Origin of the sequence: Terribacillus saccharophilus, assembly GCF_046592895.1 — a bacterium.
In the GTDB taxonomy this organism is placed as follows: domain Bacteria; phylum Bacillota; class Bacilli; order Bacillales; family Amphibacillaceae; genus Terribacillus; species Terribacillus saccharophilus_D.
Map to the genome: position 1 here is coordinate 295888 of NZ_JAWVPU010000004.1, position 21658 is coordinate 317545.

General features: G+C 45.6%; 19 protein-coding genes and 2 riboswitches. Of the genes, 12 read left to right on the forward strand and 7 right to left on the reverse strand.

What is annotated here, in order from left to right:
* Nucleotides 1–531 precede the first annotated feature (531 nt).
* From SFC66_RS14265 to pdxS, 3 genes are all read right to left on the reverse strand, one after another.
* Nucleotides 532–1836: an aldehyde dehydrogenase gene (locus SFC66_RS14265; RefSeq protein ID WP_411219407.1), complete on the reverse strand. Its 1305-nt coding sequence runs from the start codon at nucleotides 1834–1836 to the stop codon at nucleotides 532–534.
* A 188-nt stretch (nucleotides 1837–2024) separates the two neighbouring features.
* Nucleotides 2025–2609, reverse strand: coding sequence for a pyridoxal 5'-phosphate synthase glutaminase subunit PdxT (gene pdxT, locus SFC66_RS14270; protein ID WP_411219408.1), 585 nt, complete (start codon nucleotides 2607–2609; stop codon nucleotides 2025–2027).
* Nucleotides 2610–2628: 19 nt separating this feature from the next.
* Complete coding sequence (gene pdxS / locus SFC66_RS14275) at nucleotides 2629–3513, reverse strand: pyridoxal 5'-phosphate synthase lyase subunit PdxS (protein WP_411219409.1); 885 nt, start codon at nucleotides 3511–3513, stop codon at nucleotides 2629–2631.
* A 246-nt stretch (nucleotides 3514–3759) separates the two neighbouring features.
* Here pdxS and SFC66_RS14280 point away from each other — a divergent pair, with 246 nt between their 5' ends.
* The gene (locus SFC66_RS14280) at nucleotides 3760–4869 is read left to right on the forward strand and encodes a DUF4236 domain-containing protein (RefSeq protein ID WP_411219410.1); all 1110 of its coding nucleotides are present in this window, start codon (nucleotides 3760–3762) and stop codon (nucleotides 4867–4869) included.
* 47 nt (nucleotides 4870–4916) lie between these two features.
* Here SFC66_RS14280 and SFC66_RS14285 read toward each other — a convergent pair whose 3' ends face one another.
* From SFC66_RS14285 to SFC66_RS14300, 4 genes are all read right to left on the reverse strand, one after another.
* A complete protein-coding gene (locus SFC66_RS14285; RefSeq protein ID WP_411219411.1) occupies nucleotides 4917–5819 on the reverse strand; it encodes a DMT family transporter in 903 nt (300 codons plus the stop codon).
* A gap of 132 nt (nucleotides 5820–5951) precedes the next feature.
* Nucleotides 5952–7058 (reverse strand): 5-methyltetrahydropteroyltriglutamate--homocysteine S-methyltransferase, encoded by a 1107-nt coding sequence (locus tag SFC66_RS14290; protein WP_411219412.1) that lies wholly within the window; start codon nucleotides 7056–7058, stop codon nucleotides 5952–5954.
* Nucleotides 7059–7073: 15 nt separating this feature from the next.
* Nucleotides 7074–8249, reverse strand: a complete 1176-nt coding sequence (locus SFC66_RS14295) for an aminotransferase class I/II-fold pyridoxal phosphate-dependent enzyme (RefSeq protein WP_411219413.1) — start codon at nucleotides 8247–8249, stop codon at nucleotides 7074–7076.
* A gap of 11 nt (nucleotides 8250–8260) precedes the next feature.
* Complete coding sequence (locus SFC66_RS14300) at nucleotides 8261–9361, reverse strand: methionine biosynthesis PLP-dependent protein (RefSeq protein WP_411219414.1); 1101 nt, start codon at nucleotides 9359–9361, stop codon at nucleotides 8261–8263.
* A gap of 78 nt (nucleotides 9362–9439) precedes the next feature.
* Nucleotides 9440–9545: riboswitch (SAM riboswitch) on the reverse strand.
* A gap of 187 nt (nucleotides 9546–9732) precedes the next feature.
* A riboswitch (SAM riboswitch) is annotated at nucleotides 9733–9837 on the forward strand.
* Nucleotides 9838–9946: 109 nt separating this feature from the next.
* Between SFC66_RS14300 and SFC66_RS14305 the strand changes: the two genes are divergently transcribed.
* The 11 genes from SFC66_RS14305 to SFC66_RS14355 all read left to right on the forward strand — a co-directional run bounded on the left by SFC66_RS14305 (nucleotide 9947) and on the right by SFC66_RS14355 (nucleotide 21658).
* On the forward strand, nucleotides 9947–11143 hold the full coding sequence (locus SFC66_RS14305; protein ID WP_411219415.1) for a M20 family metallopeptidase: 1197 nt from the start codon (nucleotides 9947–9949) through the stop codon (nucleotides 11141–11143).
* 12 nt (nucleotides 11144–11155) lie between these two features.
* Nucleotides 11156–12739 carry an ABC transporter substrate-binding protein gene (locus SFC66_RS14310; protein ID WP_411219416.1) on the forward strand — a complete coding sequence of 528 codons (1584 nt, stop codon included), beginning with the start codon at nucleotides 11156–11158 and terminating at the stop codon, nucleotides 12737–12739.
* A gap of 70 nt (nucleotides 12740–12809) precedes the next feature.
* A complete protein-coding gene (locus tag SFC66_RS14315) occupies nucleotides 12810–13754 on the forward strand; it encodes an ABC transporter permease (protein WP_411219417.1) in 945 nt (314 codons plus the stop codon).
* Between the two features lie 21 nt (nucleotides 13755–13775).
* Entirely contained in the window at nucleotides 13776–14624 is an 849-nt protein-coding gene (locus tag SFC66_RS14320; RefSeq protein ID WP_411219418.1) for an ABC transporter permease, read from the forward strand.
* A gap of 13 nt (nucleotides 14625–14637) precedes the next feature.
* Entirely contained in the window at nucleotides 14638–15654 is a 1017-nt protein-coding gene (locus SFC66_RS14325) for an ABC transporter ATP-binding protein (protein ID WP_411219419.1), read from the forward strand.
* Nucleotides 15651–16652 carry an ABC transporter ATP-binding protein gene (locus SFC66_RS14330; protein ID WP_411219420.1) on the forward strand — a complete coding sequence of 334 codons (1002 nt, stop codon included), beginning with the start codon at nucleotides 15651–15653 and terminating at the stop codon, nucleotides 16650–16652. The genes SFC66_RS14325 and SFC66_RS14330 overlap by 4 nt, the downstream gene beginning before the upstream one ends.
* 368 nt (nucleotides 16653–17020) lie before the next feature.
* Nucleotides 17021–18328, forward strand: coding sequence for an LLM class flavin-dependent oxidoreductase (locus SFC66_RS14335; RefSeq protein WP_411219421.1), 1308 nt, complete (start codon nucleotides 17021–17023; stop codon nucleotides 18326–18328).
* A 12-nt stretch (nucleotides 18329–18340) separates the two neighbouring features.
* Nucleotides 18341–18883 (forward strand): GNAT family N-acetyltransferase, encoded by a 543-nt coding sequence (locus SFC66_RS14340; RefSeq protein ID WP_411219422.1) that lies wholly within the window; start codon nucleotides 18341–18343, stop codon nucleotides 18881–18883.
* Nucleotides 18873–19544 (forward strand): amino acid ABC transporter permease, encoded by a 672-nt coding sequence (locus SFC66_RS14345; protein WP_411219423.1) that lies wholly within the window; start codon nucleotides 18873–18875, stop codon nucleotides 19542–19544. The genes SFC66_RS14340 and SFC66_RS14345 overlap by 11 nt, the downstream gene beginning before the upstream one ends.
* Nucleotides 19545–19553: 9 nt before the next feature.
* Nucleotides 19554–20297, forward strand: a complete 744-nt coding sequence (locus SFC66_RS14350) for an amino acid ABC transporter ATP-binding protein (RefSeq protein WP_411219424.1) — start codon at nucleotides 19554–19556, stop codon at nucleotides 20295–20297.
* 11 nt (nucleotides 20298–20308) lie between these two features.
* A complete protein-coding gene (locus SFC66_RS14355) occupies nucleotides 20309–21658 on the forward strand; it encodes an MmgE/PrpD family protein (RefSeq protein WP_411219425.1) in 1350 nt (449 codons plus the stop codon).

Consider the following 21658-nt stretch of genomic DNA (forward strand, 5'->3'; position numbering starts at 1 on the left):
ACCTCCTCTGATATAAGCGTTAAAAAACATCCGGACACTTTTTGAAAAACCATTCATACTGCTGTGTAGGCATCGCAGAAACGATATAAAAAAGATTCATTAAGCAATGCAAAACAACTTCTTGTTCATACCTGCAAACATTTACTATTACGTTGTGGAAATGCAGTGACATGCATGTTTCAAACAGCGTTTTTTCTCCAACTCGTTTCTCCCATTGATTTCTCCTCCAAATTTGAAAGCGTTATCATTTTGTTTAATTGTATTACAAATGAACAATAAGTCAACACCTAAATTACTGAAAGGCCTACCCATATCTGATAGCTTTTTTAACTGCAAAAAATATCGATACTGTCACACAAAACACATTCTGATCATGTACGTAGAAGATGAATGCGATTGTTCATGCTTCAAATGCAAACAGTAGGGTTAATATCTTGTATTTGCGCTTTTGTTCCTCACTAAAATGTTAATAATAAAAAAAGCAGAAGGCACCTCTGATAATTTTGGTGTCCTTCTGCTTTCTCTTCACCTCTATTTATTAGTTCGCTTCAAGATGCTCTTGAAATGAGTAAAAGTATCAAAGCTCGCTTTGCCGTGATATGCTCCCATACCACTGGCACCGACACCTCCGAATGGAAGGTAGTGGGAAGTCATATGGCTGATTGTATCGTTGATCGCACCACCGCCGAATGAAATGGTGTTCAAGATCTCATCCTGGAAGTTTTCGTCTTCGGAGAACAAGTATAGCGCAAGAGGTTTTGGCCGTTTCACAATCTCATCAATGATAGCAGCTGGATCATCATACGCGATAACCGGCAAGATCGGACCAAAGATTTCATCCTGCATGACCGGATCATCCCAAGAGATGTTATCCAGAATCGTTGGTTCGATAATAAGCTGCGAACGATCAGACTGCCCGCCCGCTGCAATTGTTCCATTGTTCAAAAAGTCAACCAGGCGATCAAAATGCCTTTCGCTCACTACATGCCCGAAATACGGATTTTCGACAATATTTTCACCATATGCTGCTGTGATGCTTGCTTTCAGTTTATCCAATAGTGTTTCTTTCACACTGCTGTGAACAAGCAGATAATCCGGCGCAACACATGTCTGACCTGCATTGGCGAATTTTCCCCGTGCTATCCGCAATGCTGCCTCATCCAGGTTCGCATCTTCATGAACGATTGTCGGGCTTTTGCCACCAAGCTCCAGGGTCATAGGCGTGAGATGCTTTGCAGCAGCTTCTGCTACGATTTTACCGACACCAGTGCTGCCCGTGAAGAAGATATAATCAAAGTCTTCCTTGAGAAGTGCTGTGCTTGTTTCCACTTCCCCTTCGATAACATGCAAATATTCTTCCGGGAAATGATCATTAAAGATGCTTGATAAGATCGCCGATGTATTTGGTGTTAATTCAGATGGCTTCAAAACTGCTGTGTTTCCGCCTGCAATTGCACCAACCAATGGAGAAACCGCCAGCTGGAATGGGTAATTCCATGGTGCGATCACCAGCACAGATCCATAAGGTTCAGGCTTGATAAAGCTCTGTGCTCCTTCGTGGGAAGCAGCTGTTGGTACTTCCTTCGTTTCAGCCCATGACTCCAAATGCTCTAATGTAAAATCAATCTCAGCCAAAACAAGACCGACTTCTGCTCGTTTAGCTTCCAATTCGGATTTATTCAAGTCTTGCTTCACTGCACTCAAGATAGCTAGTTCATTCGTGTGAATTAAATCCTTTAATTTATTCAATGTATCGATACGGAACTGTACGTCCTTTGTTTTTCCGCCTCTAAAGTAGTTCCGTTGTTTGTTTAAAAGGTCTTGATAATTCTCCATGTTACAATCTCCTTTGCAATAGGAATGTCCTTGGATAAGTCTTTCCCGGTGTCACCCGAAAAATTAATTGATGCATCAAACATTCAACTTGGAGAACTATAATACTTCTCAAAAAAGATTGCAAGCGATGTGACTTCTTCTGCAGCGAACAAAAAAGGAAGCTGGCTCCGACGCCGGCTTCCTTTTTGTCATACCTTTGCTCGTGCAGCTTCCTCGACCATATTCCGGAAATAAGCTATCAGCCTAGTATCTCCTGTCAGCTCTGGGTGGAAGGCTGTCGCCAAATAATGTCCATCCCTTGCTGCTACAATTCGACCTGTATCCTCACTCAGCACCTCGACTGCTGGTCCTGCATCAAGAATATAAGGCGCCCGAATGAAAACAGCTGGAAAATCATCGGCAACATCCTTGATTACCAGATCCGTTTCAAAACTGTCCACCTGCCGGCCGAATGCATTTCGTTCCACTGTCACATCCATCAGTCCAAGATGATTTGACTCTTGGTTATTGATCCGTTGGGCCAACAGAATCATGCCTGCACATGTACCGAAGATAGGCTTCTTGGCGGCACCGAAAGCTAGCAGCGGTTCCATGAAATCGTAGCGGTCAATCAGCCTGCGCATCGTTGTACTCTCGCCGCCAGGCAAAATCAAACCATCCAGTTCAAGCAGCTGCTCTGCACGTTTGACGAGAATGGCTTCTGCTCCGACCGCTTCCACTGCTCGCGCGTGTTCCTGCACCGCACCTTGAAGTGCCAATACGCCGATTTTCATAAAGAAACCCTCCTTTCCCTTACCAGCCGCGCTCTTGCATTCTGTTCTCAGGAGTCAGACTGGCAATATCAATGCCTTTCATCGGTGTGCCGAGCCCCTTGGAAAGCTCCGTAATCAGCTTATAATCCCGATAATGTGTCGTTGCTTCCACAATCGCTTTGGCAAACTTCGCTGGATTATCCGATTTGAATATACCAGAACCTACGAAGACACCATCCGCGCCAAGCTGCATCATCAGCGCTGCATCCGCTGGTGTTGCCACGCCGCCAGCAGCAAAGTTCACCACCGGCAATTTGCCAGCTTCACGTATTTGAAGCAATACTTCATATGGAGCACCGAGGTCTTTGGCAAATGTCATCACTTCATCCGAATTCATGGACAAAAGCTTGCGTACTTGTGATTGAACTTTGCGCATATGACGGACAGCTTCGACGATATTTCCTGTTCCTGGCTCACCTTTTGTCCGGAGCATGGAAGCACCTTCCCCGATGCGGCGGGCTGCTTCCCCAAGATCGCGGCTTCCGCATACGAAAGGCACCGTGAATTCCCGCTTGTTCAAGTGATACTCTTCATCTGCCGGTGTCAGCACTTCACTTTCATCTATGTAATCGACGCCCATCGCCTCCAGTACACGCGCCTCCACGATATGTCCGATTCTAGCCTTAGCCATGACCGGGATGGAAACAGCATTCAATACCTCTTCCGTAATCGTTGGATCCGCCATCCGCGCAACACCGCCTGCAGCACGGATATCAGAAGGAACACGCTCAAGTGCCATGACCGCAACAGCACCTGCTTCTTCTGCAATCTTCGCCTGCTCTGCATTCACAACGTCCATGATGACGCCGCCCTTTTGCATTTCCGCCATACCCCGTTTTACTAAATCTGTACCTGTTTTCGCCATATTGACTCCTCCTGATCCTCTTCTCATTATCTGAAAAGTTTGATAGAGGTATTGTACATATGATTGGGGTATAACACGCAAGGTTCATGTATAACAGTCACTACTCTATGAGATTTTGTTTCTCTTTATTGTTTTGGCCTCGTATCCCACTTGAACGATAAAATAATCCTTTTCTTCCCACTTTTTCATTTCGATTATTATAATATAAAGGTAGTTATCTCGATAATGTAAAGGAGTGGGCGGATTTTGGGATTGAGGATGAGAAAAAGTTTCAAGGTTGCTCCTGGCGTGCGCCTTAATGTGAGTTCGAAAAGTATGGGGATAAGCGCTGGTACGAAGGGACTTAGATATAGTGTCAATTCCAAAAGCGGATCGAGAATGACAGCGAGTATCCCAGGGACAGGTATCTCTTATTCAACCGGCTCAAGCAAACGGAAATCTTCTGCTTATATAATGCAGCAAGAACTGCTTAAGCAGGAGAAAGAGAAAGAAAAAATGGCGCAATTAGAACAAAACAAGCTTGAAGTCGAGTTGTTCGAAAACGGATTGGACAGAATACGTTCCATTCATATAGAAGCAGATGACTTTGTCGATTGGCATGCTATTGCAGCAGAAGCTCCTCCCTATAAAAAAGGTGAAATGGGGCCGCAACAGCAATTAGCTGAATCGAATTTGAGAAAATTCAAACCTAGTTTTATGCAGCGAGTTTTTAAACGTGATGCTAAAATCCGCCAAGAATTATTAACGGCAATTTCGAAGGCTACCCAAAATGACTCAGAAAGCTATGAGCTGTGGGAACGGGATACCACAATTGCAAAGCGCGTCCTTGCCGGCGAAACAGAGGCTTATTTCGAAGTAATCGATGCTTTTGCACCGTTAGATGACCTTTTGGAATATGGAAGTGGCTTTGAATTCTATGAAGTTGATGAAGCTCGAATGGAGATTGTATTCAAAGTGCATTCAGACTCTGTCGTGCCTTCTGAGCAACTTTCTCTCACCAAGACCGGAAAAGTATCCCGTAAACAAATGACAAAAACGAGGTATTATGATATCCAGCAAGACTATATCGCCAGCTGTATCATCAGGATTGCCAGAGACATGTTTGCACTGCTGCCATTGCATACAGTATTTATTCATGCTGTTGATGATGTATTGGACACATCTACTGGTCATACGAGTGAAGGTACTTTATTGTCTGTCGAAATTGATAGGCATACATTACAAGAACTTAATTTGGAGCATATCGATTGTTCTGATGCACTGGCTAATTTCAAACACAAAATGGATTTTAGGAAAACAATGGGTTTTCGTCCAATCGACCGCGTATATAGTAAAAAAGACAGTGATTTCATTTAATCGCTGTCTTCTTTATAGCAGTGAACTTTCATTTACCACGGAGCAGACTATGCTTCACGTTTATCCGGTTTATCTTCCACCCGGTACTCACTATTCTGCCGTATCAAAAATAAAAGAACTCCAAGCAATGCAATAGCTCCGCCAACCATTTGCAACGGACTTAACTTCTCCCCTAACAGCCATACCGCAAGAAGTGTTGCGCCAACAGGTTCACCCAAGACACTCATTGAAATCGTAGTTGTATTTACATAATTCAACAGCATATTGAATATGACATGTGCCAAAGTCGGAAAAATGGCCAAAAGGAAGAAGATTTTCCATTCATCAAAATCATATCCGCCAATTGGAATGCCTGCTGCCAAGTTGTAGATGTTCAGCCATAAACCTGCTGACAGGAAGACACAAAAGCTGTACACCCAATGCGACACTTTCTTCACATTATTCTGGCCGATCAGCAGATAACCGACTACGGCGATGACACAGAGAAAGGATAATAAATCCCCGATCAGTACAGAAGGATCATCAAGCCCAAAATCCCCCCAGCCAACCATGATCACACCGATAATGGAAATGCCAATTGTAACTATGACAGCTCTGGATGCTCTTTCCTTATAAATCAGGAAGCCGCCCACCATTGCGACAATTGGCTGCAGAGCAAGGATGATAGTGGAACTTGCTACTGTAGTCAGCTTCAAAGAACTGAACCATAAGGCAAAATGAGCTGCCAGACAAGCTCCTGATAATATAAAAGATAAAGCCTCTTTTCTACCTATCTTTTTGAATTCCTTGCGATTGATCCAGATAATCGGCAGCAGAAAAAGGCAAGCCAGATACATACGGTTCATACTGAGGATCGTAGCCGGCGCATCCGACCATTTCACAAAGATGGCTGCGAAAGATATGGCGATGATGGATATGATCAATAAAATAGCAGTTTGGTTCTGTTTCATTTGCGCAGGCCCTTTCTTATAAAATTATCAATTATTATTTTAAACGCAGGGTAGCTCTGTTGTCTTGCTGCATTTAAAATTATGTAAAAAAGAGGCCATGCTCCTCTGCATGACCTCCAGTTAATTTCCTTCTTATTCCTCAGGCCAAACTGTCTTCGCCACATCAACGATGAAGCGCAGTTTCTCCCATTGCTCTTCTTCCGTCAGCTTGTTTCCATGATGTGTAGAGGCAAAACCGCATTGCGGGCTCAAACAGATTTGATCAAGCGGAACATACTTTGCTGCTTCTTCGATACGGCTGATCACAGCATCCTTATCTTCCAATTCGCCGAATTTCGAAGTCACGACACCAAGCACGACTCTCGGTCCGTCTTTTGGAATATAACGAAGCGGTTCGAATGAGCCCGATCGCTCATCATCGTATTCAAGGAAGAAGCCATCTACTTTCTCCTTCGCCAATAGTTCCTTGGCGATGAGGTCATAACTGCCCCCGAACATATAAGTGGAGCGGTAGTTCCCCCGACAGAGATGCGTTGTCACAGTCAGATCTTCCGGCTTATCTTCCAATACAGCATTGATGACACGACGCGCCAGATCGATCAAGAATTCACGGGAATGTTCGCCATCGAATTTCGCTTCGGGGGAAGATAGTGTAGCAATATACACATCATCCAGCTGCAAATAACGCACTCCTGCATCGTAAAAGGCTTGGATGGTATCTTTATATGCCTGGATCACATCAGCAGCAAAATCTTCGATATCCGGGTAAACCGAATGGTCCCTGATATCCGCATGGAAGAGTTGATTCGGACTTGGGATCGTTTGTTTGGCAACGGCTCTGCCAGCGACAATCTCGTGAAATACTTTATAATCCTCAAGGAATGGATGATCCGGATTGAAGGAAACTTTGCCGGTATTTTTTATGTTATAGCGTTCTGTTTCTTCGCCTTTGAAAATATAGCCAGTATCCGGAACATAACCTGTGATGCCGTTTAGATGCTCCAGGAAATCAGTATGCCAAAATCTTCTGCGGAATTCCCCGTCCGTCACAAGCTCCAAACCTACTTCGATTTGTTTATCGACGATCCTTTTGATTTCGGATGTTTCAATATCACGGAGTTCCTGTTTGCTGATTTGGCCTTCTTTGAACTGCTGTCTTGCCTGGTGCAATACATCCGGGCGAAGCAAGCTCCCTACGTGATCCGCTCTGAATGGTGCCGTTTTTGTTTTCGTTGTCATGTTCATCTCTCCCATTTAATTTTTTGCTGTTTCTGCTGTTTCGATTGTTGCTGCTTGTAAGGCTTGCTGCAGATCTGCCAGGAGATCTTCCGCATGCTCCAAGCCAACGGATAACCGCAGGAGGCCATCACTTATGCCGCGTTTAAGCCTCTCTGCCTCCGGCAAGGCTGCATGTGACATTGCTGCTGGATACGAAAGGATGGATTCCACCGCCCCTAAGCTGACAGCAAAGATCGGTATTTGAAGCTGTTCGACGAATATCTTCGCATGTTCCCGGCTCGGCAGGACAAACGATAATACAGCGCCGTTCCCACGTGCTTGACCGGTATGTATTTCATGACCGTTGTGGGAAGGCAATCCAGGGTAAAATACCTCTTCCACCAGCGGATGCCCTTGCAGGTAAGAAGCAATCCTTTCTGCTGACTCCGTCGATTGACGCAACCTTGTGCCTAAGGTCTTGATGCCTTGGAGCAGCAAATAGCTGTCCTGGGCTCCGAGTATGGCGCCGAATGTATTTTGGATGAAACCGAGCCGCTCTCCCAGATTACTGTTTTTCGTGACCAACAAGCCCGCGATGATATCACTATGCCCCGACAGGAACTTGGTCGCGCTGTGGATGGCCACATCGACACCGAGTGCCAGCGGCTGCTGATAGAGCGGCGTCAAGAAAGTATTATCCAAGAATGTCAAACAATCATGTTGTTTCGCTATTTGGACAATCATCCTGATATCCGTCACTTTCAAGCAAGGATTGGACGGTGTTTCCATGTAAATGACCTTTGTATTCGGCTGTATCGCCGCTTCCACAGCACGATGATCCGTGAAGTCAGCAAAACTATGACTGATTTGAAATTTAGGAAGAATTTCGGTCACGAAACGATACGTTCCCCCGTAAACGTCTTCCGGCACAATGACGTGGTCACCAGCCGACAGCAGCATGAACGCCGAGGAGATGGCTGCCATACCCGAGGAGAATGCCAAAGCATGCGTTCCTCCTTCCAACTCGGCTGCCTTCTTTTCCAGTGCTTCTCGTGTCGGATTTCCAGAACGACTGTAATCGAATGGACCAAAATCATCGAAGCTTTCCTGGTGATACGTGGATGACAGATAGATCGGCACGTTCACTGCACCGGTTTGCTGTTCTTTATGTGATCCGCGGATACACGTCGTTTCTGCTCGTTGCTCTCCCATTTGATGACCTCCTAGTCCAGTTTGGCGAATGCTTGCTGTAAATCAGCGATTAGATCTTCCGCTTCTTCAATCCCGACCGAGAAACGGAGCAGACGGTCGCAAATTCCTCGTGCTTCCCTCTCTCCTACCGGAATATCCGCATGTGTCTGTGTCGTTGGATACGTCATGAAACTTTCCACTCCCCCAAGACTTTCGGCAAAGGTGATGATGTTCAGGCTGCGAAGGAAATGATCGACCCATTCGCTGTCTTTGATCCGAAAGGAAAGCATACCGCCTTTGCCTGCATACAATACATCCGCTACTTTTGGGTGCTCTGCCAAAAAGCCGGCGATGAGCTGGGCATTTGCTTGATGCTGCCGCATTCGGAGCGGCAGTGTCTTCAAACCACGGATCAGCAGCCAGGAATCAAGCGGCGATAAAACAGCACCGGCACCATTATGCAAAACAGATAATCGTTCGGATAACTCGGCTCCTTTGCTCACAACCAATCCAGCCAGTACATCGTTGTGACCACCTATATATTTCGTTGCACTATGAACGACGATATCGGCTCCCAACTCGATTGGCTGCTGATAATATGGCGTCAGGAATGTATTGTCCACGATCAGCAGCAAGTTGTGTGCTTTTGCAAGCTTTGCATAATCTGCGATATCGATTTCCTGCATCAGCGGATTTGTCGGTGTTTCCAGGAAGATTGCCTTTGTATTCCCTGTGATCAAAGCTGCTGTTTCCTCCACCGTCCGAAACGGTGCATATATCGGTGTCACCCCGTATGTGTCCTTGTAGAAGTCAAACAATCGATATGTACCGCCATAAATATCTTCAGGTACAAGCAGGCTATCTCCTGACCGGAAGAGTGACAATACCAGCTGGATTGCTGCCATTCCCGAGCTGCAGGCAAATGCTTGATCACCTTTTTCAAGCTCAGCAAATCCTTCTTCCAGCACAGACCTAGTCGGGTTCTTTGTCCTAGAATAATCATATCCGGTTGACTCCCCGATACCTCCATGCGCATAAGCCGTTGATAGATATACCGGCGGATTCACTGCCCCTGTCGTGTCATCGCTTCGGTTTCCTAATTGAACGAATGTTGTTTCCAAACTTTTATCCATACTGCCTCTCACCCTTCTGTATAACAAAAAAGAACCTTCTCCCAAAAAGGAAGAAGGTTCGATCATGACCGAATCAGCTTCTTATCTTTAAGGCAGATACCTTTTGGAATTAGCACCGTGTCATTTCACAGACTGGTTGCTGAGACATCACCGGGCCAATTCCCTCCGCCTCTCTTGATAAGAAAAGTGCTATTTAATTTTTTATATTATAGACATGTTACCATATTGAAAAATGTAGTCAATATGTTTTATTAAAATTTTCTATCAAATTAAAATATTTGCATAGATGACAAAACCAATACCAATTACAGTAAAAAAATAATGTTGACACCTATTATTTTTCAGTCTATTCTTTATATTACAATTGATTTTTCTTATCGAGATTGGTGGAGGGAATGGCCCTATGAAACCAAAGCAGCAGGCTGCAAGCAGCGGTACTGTGCTAATTCCAAGTGTCCAAGCACTAAAGATGAGAAGAGCGGAAACGTAAAAAGCCCCTCTTCTGTCTGGAAGCGGAGCTTTTTTTTGCGGACAATCCCGATTATATTGATTGGAGTTATCAAGATTCTTAACAGGAGGGTAAACATGGAAACAATCAAGCAAACACTCGCAGAGGTACATAAGGAGTTGGAACATGATTTCCAAGAAGTAGTCGAGTGGCGACGATATATGCATCAGCACCCCGAATTGAGCTTTCAGGAAACGGAAACCGCCCGTTATATCACAGATAAATTACGCAGCTTCGGTTATGAAGATATCCAGACAAATGTTGGCGGTTATGGCATTGTCGCTGCACTAACTGGAAATACCGCCGGACCGACAATTGCCTTGCGTGCTGATTTCGACGCTTTACCGATACAGGATGAAAAGGAAACAACTTATCGTTCCAATACACCAGGAGTGATGCATGCATGCGGTCATGACGGCCATACTGCTGCTTTGCTTGGTACTGCCAAAGCATTGCTCAAATATAAAGACAGCATAAATGGTAAAGTGGTCTTCTTGTTTCAACCAGCCGAAGAAGTCCCTCCAGGCGGAGCCAAAGCCATGATTGAAGACGGTGCGCTGGACGGCGTGGATTATGTCTATGGCGCTCACCTCAATTCGGCTGCCCCTGTAGGTAAAATCGGCGTCGGTGAAGGGTTCAAAATGGCTGCTGTCGATAAGTTTGCGATCACCATCCAAGGTAAAGGCGGCCATGGGGCAGCTCCCCAGGAGACAGTCGATCCCATTGTCATCGGCAGTGATATCGTCAGTGCTCTGCAGAAAATCGTCAGCCGACGTGTGAGCCCTCTGGAATCTGCCGTTGTGACACTCGGCGTTTTCCAATCAGGAAATGCATTCAATGTCATTCCGGACACTGCCAAACTTGAAGGTACAGTCCGCACATTCAATGCAGACATCCGCAAGCAGGTCAGGAGTCAAATCGAGGCAATCGTTGCTGGTATCACAAGTGGGTTCGGTGCTTCTTATTCCATCGACTATCTGCATGGATATCCTGCTCTTTACAATCACCCAAAGGAAACTGCTCTATTACAGCAGCTGTTTTCTGAACAATTTGGTGAAAAGCAAGTGATACCCCTTGAAACTGGTATGGGTGCAGAGGATTTTGCTTATTACCTGCAAGAGAAACCGGGCAGCTTTTTCAAAGTCGGGTCCCGCAATGAAGATACTAGCACCCACTATCCGCATCACCATCCGAAGTTTGATATTGATGAGCGTGCATTGCTCATCACAGAGAAGGCATTCACGAAAATCGTATTTTCAATTTTGGGAAGCTAAGGGGGAAATATCTTGAAAAAGAAATTCGCACTTATATTATTTGGTTTGGCAACGGCAGTAGCTTTGATCGGCTGCTCGGGCAATTCCAGCAGCAGTTCCGGCGCAAGCGGCGGCGAACCTGTCCAAGGCGGCGACTTGAACGTTGCGATGACAGCAGACCCAGACACGCTTGACTGGATGTATTCCGGCGAAAGTGCCACCAGAAGAGTCGGCTGGCATATTTATGAAGGGTTATTCGCTTTGGATAAGGATTATCAGGCACGCCCTTTGCTTGCTGAAGACTATTCTGTCAGCGACGATAAGAAAACATACACGATCACGCTTCGTGACGGATTGAAATTCCATAACGGACAGGACGTCACGGCCGAGGATGCCAAAGCATCACTCGAGCGCTGGTTAAAGGTTTCTTCCGTAGGTAAAATCACTGCTACCCATGTGGATTCCGTGGAAGCAACAGATGATCTGACATTGGTCATCACATTGAACGACCCTTACACTGCTTTACTTACCGATATGGCTGCACCAAAAGCATCCGCTGTCGTCCTCCCGGCTGACATTGCAGAAGCTGCAGGCGAACAGCCGCTGACAAATGAACAGCTGATCGGTACCGGTCCATTCAAATTCGATTCCTGGAAGCGCGGAAACGAAATCGTCCTGTCAAAATTCGAGGATTACCAATCTCGTGAAGAAGATTGGGGCGGTTTGACAGGTAAAAAGACTGCTTACTTGGATACAGTTCATTTCAAGATCGTAAAAGATCCGCAAGTGATGCTCAATGGACTGAAGACTGATCTGTATGATTATGTACAATCCATTCCGCTTGATTTGTATGATGTCGTCGAATCAACACCAAATGTTGAACCTGCTATTTCCAGTAATGGCTATTCCGTCATCACACCGGATAAATCAGAAGCACCATTTGATGATATCAAGGTCCGCGAGGCATTTCATGCGGCACTGGATAAAGAAGCAATCGCCAAAGCAACGTACGGCAATAGTGAATTTTACAATCTGGATGGTGCTTTGTTCACACCAGATCAAACAGCTCTTTACTCGGATAAGAATATCGACAACTTCTCCGCTTTTGATCAAGAAGAAGCGAAAAAGCTCTTGGAAGACAGTTCCTATGACGGACAGCCAGTAAAGATCATCTTCTCCAATGATCATGCCGAGTACAAGAAGATTGCTGAGATCGCTGAGCAGCAGCTTGAAGCAGTCGGCTTCGATGTTGAGCTGGAGTCTTATGAATGGGCTACTTATTTGGAAAAATGGAGCGATGGCGCTAACTGGGATATGGTCGTAGTCGGCTGGTCCCCGTTCTTCTCGCCTAACCAAGCTGGTGTCGTGAGCCAGGCTTCCAACAGTAGCGGCTGGTACAACAGCGAACGCTGGCAGGAGCTTATCGCACAATGGGGTGAAGCGGAAGATGAAGCCGCCCAGCAAGAAATTTTGGCTGAGCTGAACAAGACGATATATGACGAGCTTCCATTTGAAAAAGTGAGCAATCTTTCCACATTGGATGCACGCACGTCGAAGCTGCAAGATTACGATGATTGGTATGGTCCGCGCTTTTGGAATACATGGAAATCACAGTAATGCCCCGGGAAAATCGCCTGCGTTACCGCCGGCGGTTTTCTTCCATTTCTGAATGAAGGAGTGATTCATTTTGCTTAACTATACGATTCGCAGGCTGTTATCTGTCATACCGGTCATGATCGTCGTCAGTATCATCGTTTTCTTGCTCGTTCATCTGACGCCGGGTAACCCTGCTTTCATCATCCTCGGCGAAGATGCTTCCCCGGAGGCCATTTCCCAGCTGGAAGAGCAGCTTGGTCTGAATGAGCCTTTATATATCCAATTCTTCGATTGGCTCAAACAAGTGGTCACTGGTGACTTGGGCACAAGTGTCTACTCCTCCCAGCCCGTGACAGAATTGATTTTTGCCAATTTCGGTCCGACTGTCAGTTTGATGGTTTTATCATTGCTATTCATTTTGGTCATTTCCATTCCGATCGCGATCTTGATTGTTTCCCTGCGCAAGACGATTCTGGACCCTTTGTTCACCAATGCTTCCCTACTCGGTGTATCGATTCCGGAATTTTGGCTGGCCATTTTGCTTGTGCTGGCTTTTGGTGTAACCTTCCCGATTTTCCCGGTTGCCGGTTATATGCCGCTTGCCGAAGGAATCGGTCCATGGCTGTATCATTTGCTGCTGCCGGCATTTGTACTGGCGCTTGTGGAGATCGGCATCATCGCCAGGATGCTCCGGGACAGTATGCTTGATTCCGTTAACCAAGATTATACGAAAACAGCACGGGCAAAAGGCGTTCGGGAACGCGATGTACTGATGAAGCATGTTTTCGCCAATGCGCTCATTCCGACAACGACCGTGCTCGGTGCTACTGTGGCAGGACTGCTTGGCGGAACCGTCATCATCGAAACACTCTTCACCATCCCAGGCATCGGGCAACTGCTGATCGACTCGATTCACCGCCGGGATTATCCAGTGATCCAAGGTGTCGTGCTATTCATTGCAGCCATTTATGTCTTGGTCAATTTAATCGTCGATCTGCTATATGCTTTCCTTGATCCGAGGATCCGCTATGACTGAGCCGAAGGAGGTACATAAACGATGATGTCCAAGAAAAGGAATATTATTGCTCTTACTATCTTTGCATTGGTTGCGCTGGCGACCATCACGGCGAATTTATGGCTGCCCGTCTCCCCGGCTGCGATGGATGCCAATCAGCGTCTGCTCCCTCCCTCTGCTGCTCATTGGTTCGGGACGGATGATTTCGGGCGGGATATATTCGCCCGCGTTATCATTGCTGCACGGGTTTCGCTCGCTGTTGGCGTCATCGTGGCTATCGTGGCAACGGTCATCGGCACCCTAATCGGCCTTGTCTCCGGCTATTTCCGTAAAACCGACTTTATCTTGATGCGGATTGTGGACGGCTTCCTTGCCTTTCCTGCGCTCTTGCTGGCATTGGCACTCGTTGCAGCACTCGGCGGCAGCATCACGAATATCGTCATTGCCTTGACGATTGCTTTCTTCCCTGTCATGGCACGTGTTGTCCGTTCTGCTGTGTTACAGATCAATAATGCGCAATACATTGAAGCAGCACGCACAACCGGAACGAGTAATCTGGTCATTTTGTTCCGTTATATCCTGCCGAATGTACTTTCACCGATCATCGTGCAAAGTACATTCATATTTGCTAAAGCAATACTCGCAGAAGCTGCACTCAGCTTCCTCGGAGTCGGCGTCAATCCTTCCACGGTGACATGGGGAAATATGCTGCAGGAATCGCAGATTTATATCACGATAGCCCCATGGTTCTCGATTTTCCCTGGAATCGCAATCGTCATCACTGTCTTATCGCTGAACATACTTGGTGACGGTCTTCGGGATAGTTTTGACCCGCATAGCGTGAAGAAAAAGCGGAAACGCAAACCAAAGCAAACAGCGCCAGCTGCCTAGAGGAGGAATAATCATGCTAGAAGTAAACGATCTGCACGTTCACCTGGATACACCAGCTGGCCTCGTCAAAGCAGTTGATGGTGTATCTTTCCGACTGGAAGCTGGTCAGACAATCGGCATCGTTGGGGAATCCGGCAGCGGGAAGAGTGTCCTTGCTCACTCACTGACAAAATTGAACCCCGAACCGCCTGCAACCTATCCCAAAGGCGAAATCCTTTTCGAAGGAGATAACATCCTGACGATGGATAAAAAACGCCTGCGCAAACTGCGCGGAAATGAAATCGCAATGATTTTCCAAGATCCGATGTCGAGCCTGAATCCAGTATTCAAAATCGGCCGGCAGCTGATGGAAGCCATCCGGACACATGAAAAGCTTTCGAAAAAAGAAGCTCATCAAAAAGCAATCGAGCTGCTGACCGATGTTGGTATCCCTGATCCCGAGCGCCGGATGCAAAACTATCCGCATCAGTTTTCCGGCGGTATGCGTCAGCGTGTCTTGATTGCCATTGCACTTGCTGCCAAACCGAAACTGCTTATTGCTGATGAACCGACAACCGCGTTGGATGTGACGATCCAAGCACAAATCATCGATCTATTGAAAAGCATCCAGAAAAAATATGGAACAGCTATCATCATGATTACCCATGACCTCGGCATCGTTGCTAATCTGGCAGACAAGATTCTTGTCATGTATGCAGGTAAAATCGTCGAATCCGGCACCACTTCGGATATTTTCTATGATACAGCGATGCCGTATACATGGTCGCTATTGCGCTCGATACCGAGGTTGGATGCTGCCGGAGCAGAAAGACTGCTGCATATCGAGGGGCATCCGCCAAATTTGATCCACCCGCCGCAAGGATGCAATTTTCATCCTCGCTGCCCGTTTGCAAGGGATGCTTGTCTGCAAACAGATCCCCCGCTTGCTGAACGAAAGCCTGATCACTCAGCAGCTTGTGTGCTTAGTAAAACGCAATTTGATAAAGAAAAACAAGCTGTTGCCGCAAGGAAAGGAGTGGTGTTGTCATGACCTCTTTATTGGAAATAAAAGATTTGCATGTTCATTTCCCGGTTAAAAATGGTGTACTGCAAAAAACGACTGGTCATGTAAAGGCTTTGAATGGCATCGATCTGACGGTGAACAAAGGAGAAACTTTAGGGATTGTAGGTGAATCAGGCTGCGGGAAAAGCACACTTGCCAGAAGCATAGTCGGACTGCAGAAGCCTACTTCCGGGGATATCCTCTATAATGGCAGCACCTATACCGATGCCTCTGCCAAAGAGCTATACGAACTGCGCCGCAATATGCAGATGGTGTTTCAGGATCCCTATACAAGTCTGAATCCACGGATGAAAGTAAGTGAAAGCATCGCAGCGCCATTGAAGGCATACAAGAAAACCAAAAACCTGGCATCTCGTGTCAAAGAACTGATGGAACTTGTCGGTTTGAATCCAGATGATCATTACAACCGGCTGCCGCATGAATTCTCGGGCGGACAGCGCCAGCGAATCGGTATTGCCCGGGCAATTGCTCTGGAGCCGCAGCTGATTGTCTGTGACGAGCCTGTCAGTGCACTCGATGTGTCCGTTCAGGCACAAGTGATCAACCTTTTCCAGGACCTTCAGAAGAAGCTGGATTTGACTTATGTATTCATTGCCCATGACCTTTCCGTCATCAATCACATTGCCGACCGCGTTGCCGTCATGTACCTTGGCAAAGTGATGGAAAAATCCAATCGGGAAACATTCCAGACACATGCACAGCATCCTTACACGAACGCGCTATTATCTGCTGTGCCATTGCCGGACCCCGACAAAGAACGCGCACGGGAACGCATTGTGCTAAAAGGCGAACTCCCTTCCCCTGCCAATCCGCCATCCGGGTGTGTGTTCCACACCCGCTGCCCAAAAGCAACGGAGTTTTGCAAAACGAACATACCTGCTCCGGAAGAACGTGGTATACCCGGTCAGGAAGTAGCTTGCTTTTATCCTGTTGGTGCGGAGGAGAAAGTGAGGATTACCTTATGAGGAGCTAGCAGCTTCTCATAAGGTAGAATCATCATACATATTTTTCTCCTTTGCTATTCGTTGACTGTCTAGTATTCTCTTTTTATTATTTTTTGTTTAAAAAAAATTGCTTGATTTCAAATAAATAAAGTTTCTTATTTTACTAAAATGACTTCAATAGTATCTATAAGTACAAATCGCATTGTACCAATAAGGATATAGCAGCCCCAATCGACAGAAAACAAAACGGACTTCCATAACTTCAGTAAAATTTTATGTATTTCCTATTTTCAAAATAATAAATATTGACAGAACAACTGTCAGTAAGTAGTGTTAGAAAAAACACAACAATTCCGATTATTATACTCTGCTTTAGAAAGGATTTTATTATGAACAAACAATCCAAGCAAATGAAACTCGGCCTTTTTCTTGCAGGTTATGGTCATCATGTTGCCGCTTGGCGTCATCCAGAAGCCAATACGGCTGGACCAATGGATTTAGACCATCTGATTCATACCGCTAAAAATGCTGAATCAGGCAAATTCGATATGGTTTTTCTAGCCGATAGTTTATTCGTATCTTCTACGTCTCACCCAAATATCATCAGCAGATACGAACCGCTCACCCTCTTATCAGCATTATCTAGGGAAACAACAAACATTGGTTTAGCTGCCACGGCTTCCACTACATATAGTGAGCCATTTCATGTCGCAAGACAGTTCAGTTCACTGGACCATCTCAGCAATGGCAGAGCAGCGTGGAATGTGGTTACCTCATCCATTCCACAGACAGCAGAGAATTTCAATGGTTCTAAACATATGGAACATGAATTGAGATATGAACGTGCACAAGAATTCGTTGAAGTAGTCACATCACTTTGGAATTCGTGGGAAGAACTGACTCTTATTCGGGACAAAGAAAACGGCGTGTTTGTGGATGCAAAAAAGATGCTGCCAATCAATCACTCCGGAAAGCATTTCAAAGTAAAGGGTCCTTTGAATATTGAACGTTCCCCTCAAGGAAAACCGGTGTTGATTCAAGCAGGTTCTTCTCCGGCTGGTACAACGCTTGCAGCGCAAATTGCTGATGTTGTCTTTACAGCACAAACCAATCTAGAAGATGCAAGAGCATTTTATAAAACGATTAAAGAAAAAGCTGCCAGCTTCGGCCGAAATCCAAATCACGTATTGATCATGCCAGGTATTTTCCCGGTTATTGCAGAAACAGACTTGGAAGCGAAGGCCGAATATGAAAAACTACAAAATCTTATACCTAAAGAAATTGGGCTAGGCATATTATCCAACTATCTAGGTGGAATCGATTTATCTCACTATTCGCTCGACAGTAAATTCAATGACTTGGAGATCAATGAAATTGATGGTGTCCAGAGTCGCTTTCAACTTATCAAGAAGATGGCATTGAAAGAGAATCTTACGCTGGAGCAGCTATATAAAAGAATTGCTGGTTCACGAGGACATCATGTGTTTATCGGAACAGCTGAGGCGCTGGCTGACAAATTGGAAGAATGGGTATTGGAGGAAGCTTGTGACGGATTCAATATCATGCCTCCCCTGCTGGCTGGTCAATTTGATACTTTCATTGAAAAAGTTATCCCTATCCTGCAAGAGCGTGGTATCTACAAAAAGGATTATGAAGGAAATACTCTTAGAGAACGTCTAGGGTTGCCTCAAGTATAGAAAGGAGTCTTTATGTCTTATATCATACGTCAAGCAACAGCAACGGATGTTCCAGAATTACTGGAATTAACACATCGCGCTTATGAACCAAATAGAGAAATCGGAATCCAGTTTGTTGCTGCAAACCCAACAGAACAGCTAGTTCAGAAGAATCTGGAGGAAAACTTGTGTTTCCTGCTTGAAACAGATGGAATCATTCGATCTACTGCTTCCATCAGAATGCCCTGGGGAGCTAATCCCGGACCTTATGGCTACCCCCATCTTTGGTGGTTTGCAACAGACCCAAGCGTTGGAAAATGCGGCTATGGTTCGATGCTGCTTCATCACTTGGAATCAGAATTTCTTGGCAATCAGTTGAAATGTCCTGCCGTTACACTCGGAACTGCCTCGCATCACCCTTGGTTAGTCGAGATGTATGTTCGAAAAGGTTATCAGAAATTCGGGACGAAAGATTCCGGCAGAGGGCATGTGACTCAGTACTTGATAAAAGTGCTTAACGAACAACAGTTTCCAGGATTGGATTTTCTGAGAAGAGGAGATATCGATGAACTTTGATCCGATTTATTTTCTAGAGATATTTCCCGAACTCCTTCCATATGTCCCATTGACAGTTGTCATGGCGGTATTATCTTTGGTTGCTGCGATTATAGGTGGCTTGATCCTTGCTTTAATACTGCGAGCCAAGATTCCCGTACTTTATCGCGTGGCTGTATTCTATATTTCTTTCTTCAGGGCCGTCCCAACCCTGGTACAGTTATTCCTGATTTATTACGGATTACCGCAGCTATTTCCTGAACTGCGGGCAATGGAAGCTTTGACTGCTGCTATCATTGGCTTAAGTATCAAAAATGCCGCTTACATGGCAGAGATATTCCGGGCAGCACTTGATTCCGTTGATAAAGGACAGCTGGAAGCCTGTAAAACGGTAGGTATGACAAGCGCTCAAGCATATCGGCGTATCATTCTTCCTCAGGCTGCACGTAACGCAATACCAGCTACCGGTAATACTTTCATAGGACTGCTCAAGGAAACTTCACTCGCATTCACATTGGGTTTAACCGAGTTATTTGCACAAGGAAAGATACTTGCATCAGCTTCATACAAGTACCTGGAAACCTATTTGGCCGTAGCAATCATGTATTGGCTGCTCACAATCATTTATAGTTTAATCCAGCGCTTGGTTGAAGGAAGGCTGAATAAGCCTTACAAGAGTTAGGAGGAAAACATGCTTTCTATAAATGGATTAACAAAGGAATTCAATGGCGTACCGGTACTGAAATCCATTGATCTTGACGTTCAAAAAGGGGAAGTTGTTGCAATCATCGGTCCATCTGGATCCGGTAAATCGACTTTATTACGCTGCATTAACTGGTTGGAAATTCCCAATGGCGGCACCATCACGCTTGATAACATATCCATTGAAACTAAAAAAGCTTCCCGTAAAGATATTGCAGCTTTGACAAAAAAGTCTGCGATGGTCTTTCAGCACTATAATTTATTCAAGAACAAGACAGCACTGGAGAACGTGACAGAAGGACTCATCATCTCGAAAAAAATGCCAAAATCAGAAGCAATCACACTTGCTGACAAGCTGCTTGCCGATGTTGGTTTGGCAGACAAGAAACATCAATACCCGATAACCCTGTCTGGCGGACAGCAGCAACGCGTCGGCATTGCCAGAGCATTAGCGATGGACCCTTCCATTCTATTATTTGATGAACCTACTTCTGCCCTTGATCCAGAGCTCGTAACAGGAATTCTGCAAATCATAAAATCTATTGCTCAAATGGAGAAAACGATGATTGTTGTCACACATGAAATGGAATTCGCACGTGAAGTGGCTGATCGTGTTGTTTTCATGGAAGAAGGAATCGTCATAGAGACCGGAACATCCCAACAGATATTCCAAACCCCATCGCATGATCGTACAAAAGCATTCATCAGAAGTATCAGCCAATCAACCATTTAGGAGGAGTTACGATGAAGGAGAATAATTATACTGCTCAATTCGTCGCAGCTATCTATAAATCTGCTCCTCTTATTTCAGAAGTTGCCGTATCAGAAGCAAAAAAAGGTGTTCTAGATTTTCTAGCATCCTGCTTTGCCGCAAAAGACGAAAAAAGTGTACAAAATCTTGTGGATTTTACATTGGCAGAAGGCGGAACTCCAACCGCCCCAGTCATAGGCCAGCATACGTTGACATCTGATTTGCAGGCCGCCTTTTTAAATGGCTTCATCGGCCATTATCTCGATTTCGATGATGTACACGCCGAAGTCCGCGGACACCCAAGTACAGTTATACTGCCTGCGCTTCTTGCGCTTGCGTCTTGTAAGAATATGTCTTATCGACACTTTTTGAATAGCTATATCATTGGTGTTGAAACCATGGCGCGGATCGGGAGAACAATTGGCGCTTGGCACTATGAACGCGGTTGGCATAATACATCAACATTAGGCAGTATCGGTGCAGCGGCGGCTACCTCCTTCGCTCTTCAACTGCCGCAGGAAAAGTTTGCTGTAGCTCTTGGTATTGCTGCCACTCAATCAAGCGGACTCCGCGGACAATTCGGAACAGAAGTAAAGCCATTACACGCGGGACTTGCTGCACGAAATGGATTGTTAGCCACTAAAATCGCTGAATCGGGAGCAATAAGCGGCAGCAGCACGATGCTTGAGAATTTCTACTCTGTCTATAGCGAAAATAAAAAAGTTCCTGAGGATTTAGCAGTCGGATGGGGGCTTGAGTGGTCGATTGTCTCACCAGGGTTATGGTTCAAGATATACCCTTGCTGTTCAGCAGCTTATCATACTATTGATGCAGCCAAGAAGCTTCGGCAAAATCATTCCATTTCTCTTGATGATATCGCAGCGGTTAACATTGTTTTCCCCACAGGCGGGGACGCCGCACTCATCTCCACTCACCCGAAAACAGGTGAAGAAGGACGTTTCAGCGCAGAGTATGTATGCGCCATAATTCTTACAGAAGGAAAAATAACAGCACATCATTTTGATGCAAGGGAACCAAGCAAGAAAATCAAGGAATTGATGCGTAAGATGCAGCGTGTTTACAGCAAGTCTATTCGTCCTGCACCCCATGCTGTTCCAAAAGGACGCTTCACTATTGTCGAGGTTGAGACTAAACACGGAGAAGTTTATACAGCTAGATGTGATGCTCCCGAAGGCTCTTCAGCCAATCCATTGTCAGTGGAAAGATTGCACGATAAATTAGCTCAGCATGTACCTTGCAGTATACCTTTGCAGACATTGGTTGATTGCATTCAAAAAGCCGAATACACAGCACCACTGATAGATTTATTAAAAGAAAAGTGA

Coding starts and splice junctions, on each gene's coding strand:
- SFC66_RS14265 (WP_411219407.1), bottom strand. CDS start 1,836: ATGGAGAATTATCAAGACCTTTTAAACAAACAACGGAACTACTTTAGA.
- SFC66_RS14290 (WP_411219412.1), bottom strand. CDS start 7,058: ATGACAACGAAAACAAAAACGGCACCATTCAGAGCGGATCACGTAGGG.
- SFC66_RS14325 (WP_411219419.1), top strand. CDS start 14,638: ATGCTAGAAGTAAACGATCTGCACGTTCACCTGGATACACCAGCTGGC.
- SFC66_RS14300 (WP_411219414.1), bottom strand. CDS start 9,361: ATGGATAAAAGTTTGGAAACAACATTCGTTCAATTAGGAAACCGAAGC.
- SFC66_RS14350 (WP_411219424.1), top strand. CDS start 19,554: ATGCTTTCTATAAATGGATTAACAAAGGAATTCAATGGCGTACCGGTA.
- SFC66_RS14345 (WP_411219423.1), top strand. CDS start 18,873: ATGAACTTTGATCCGATTTATTTTCTAGAGATATTTCCCGAACTCCTT.
- SFC66_RS14340 (WP_411219422.1), top strand. CDS start 18,341: ATGTCTTATATCATACGTCAAGCAACAGCAACGGATGTTCCAGAATTA.
- pdxT (WP_411219408.1), bottom strand. CDS start 2,609: ATGAAAATCGGCGTATTGGCACTTCAAGGTGCGGTGCAGGAACACGCG.
- SFC66_RS14285 (WP_411219411.1), bottom strand. CDS start 5,819: ATGAAACAGAACCAAACTGCTATTTTATTGATCATATCCATCATCGCC.
- SFC66_RS14355 (WP_411219425.1), top strand. CDS start 20,309: ATGAAGGAGAATAATTATACTGCTCAATTCGTCGCAGCTATCTATAAA.
- SFC66_RS14330 (WP_411219420.1), top strand. CDS start 15,651: ATGACCTCTTTATTGGAAATAAAAGATTTGCATGTTCATTTCCCGGTT.
- SFC66_RS14320 (WP_411219418.1), top strand. CDS start 13,776: ATGATGTCCAAGAAAAGGAATATTATTGCTCTTACTATCTTTGCATTG.
- SFC66_RS14305 (WP_411219415.1), top strand. CDS start 9,947: ATGGAAACAATCAAGCAAACACTCGCAGAGGTACATAAGGAGTTGGAA.
- pdxS (WP_411219409.1), bottom strand. CDS start 3,513: ATGGCGAAAACAGGTACAGATTTAGTAAAACGGGGTATGGCGGAAATG.
- SFC66_RS14335 (WP_411219421.1), top strand. CDS start 17,021: ATGAACAAACAATCCAAGCAAATGAAACTCGGCCTTTTTCTTGCAGGT.
- SFC66_RS14295 (WP_411219413.1), bottom strand. CDS start 8,249: ATGGGAGAGCAACGAGCAGAAACGACGTGTATCCGCGGATCACATAAA.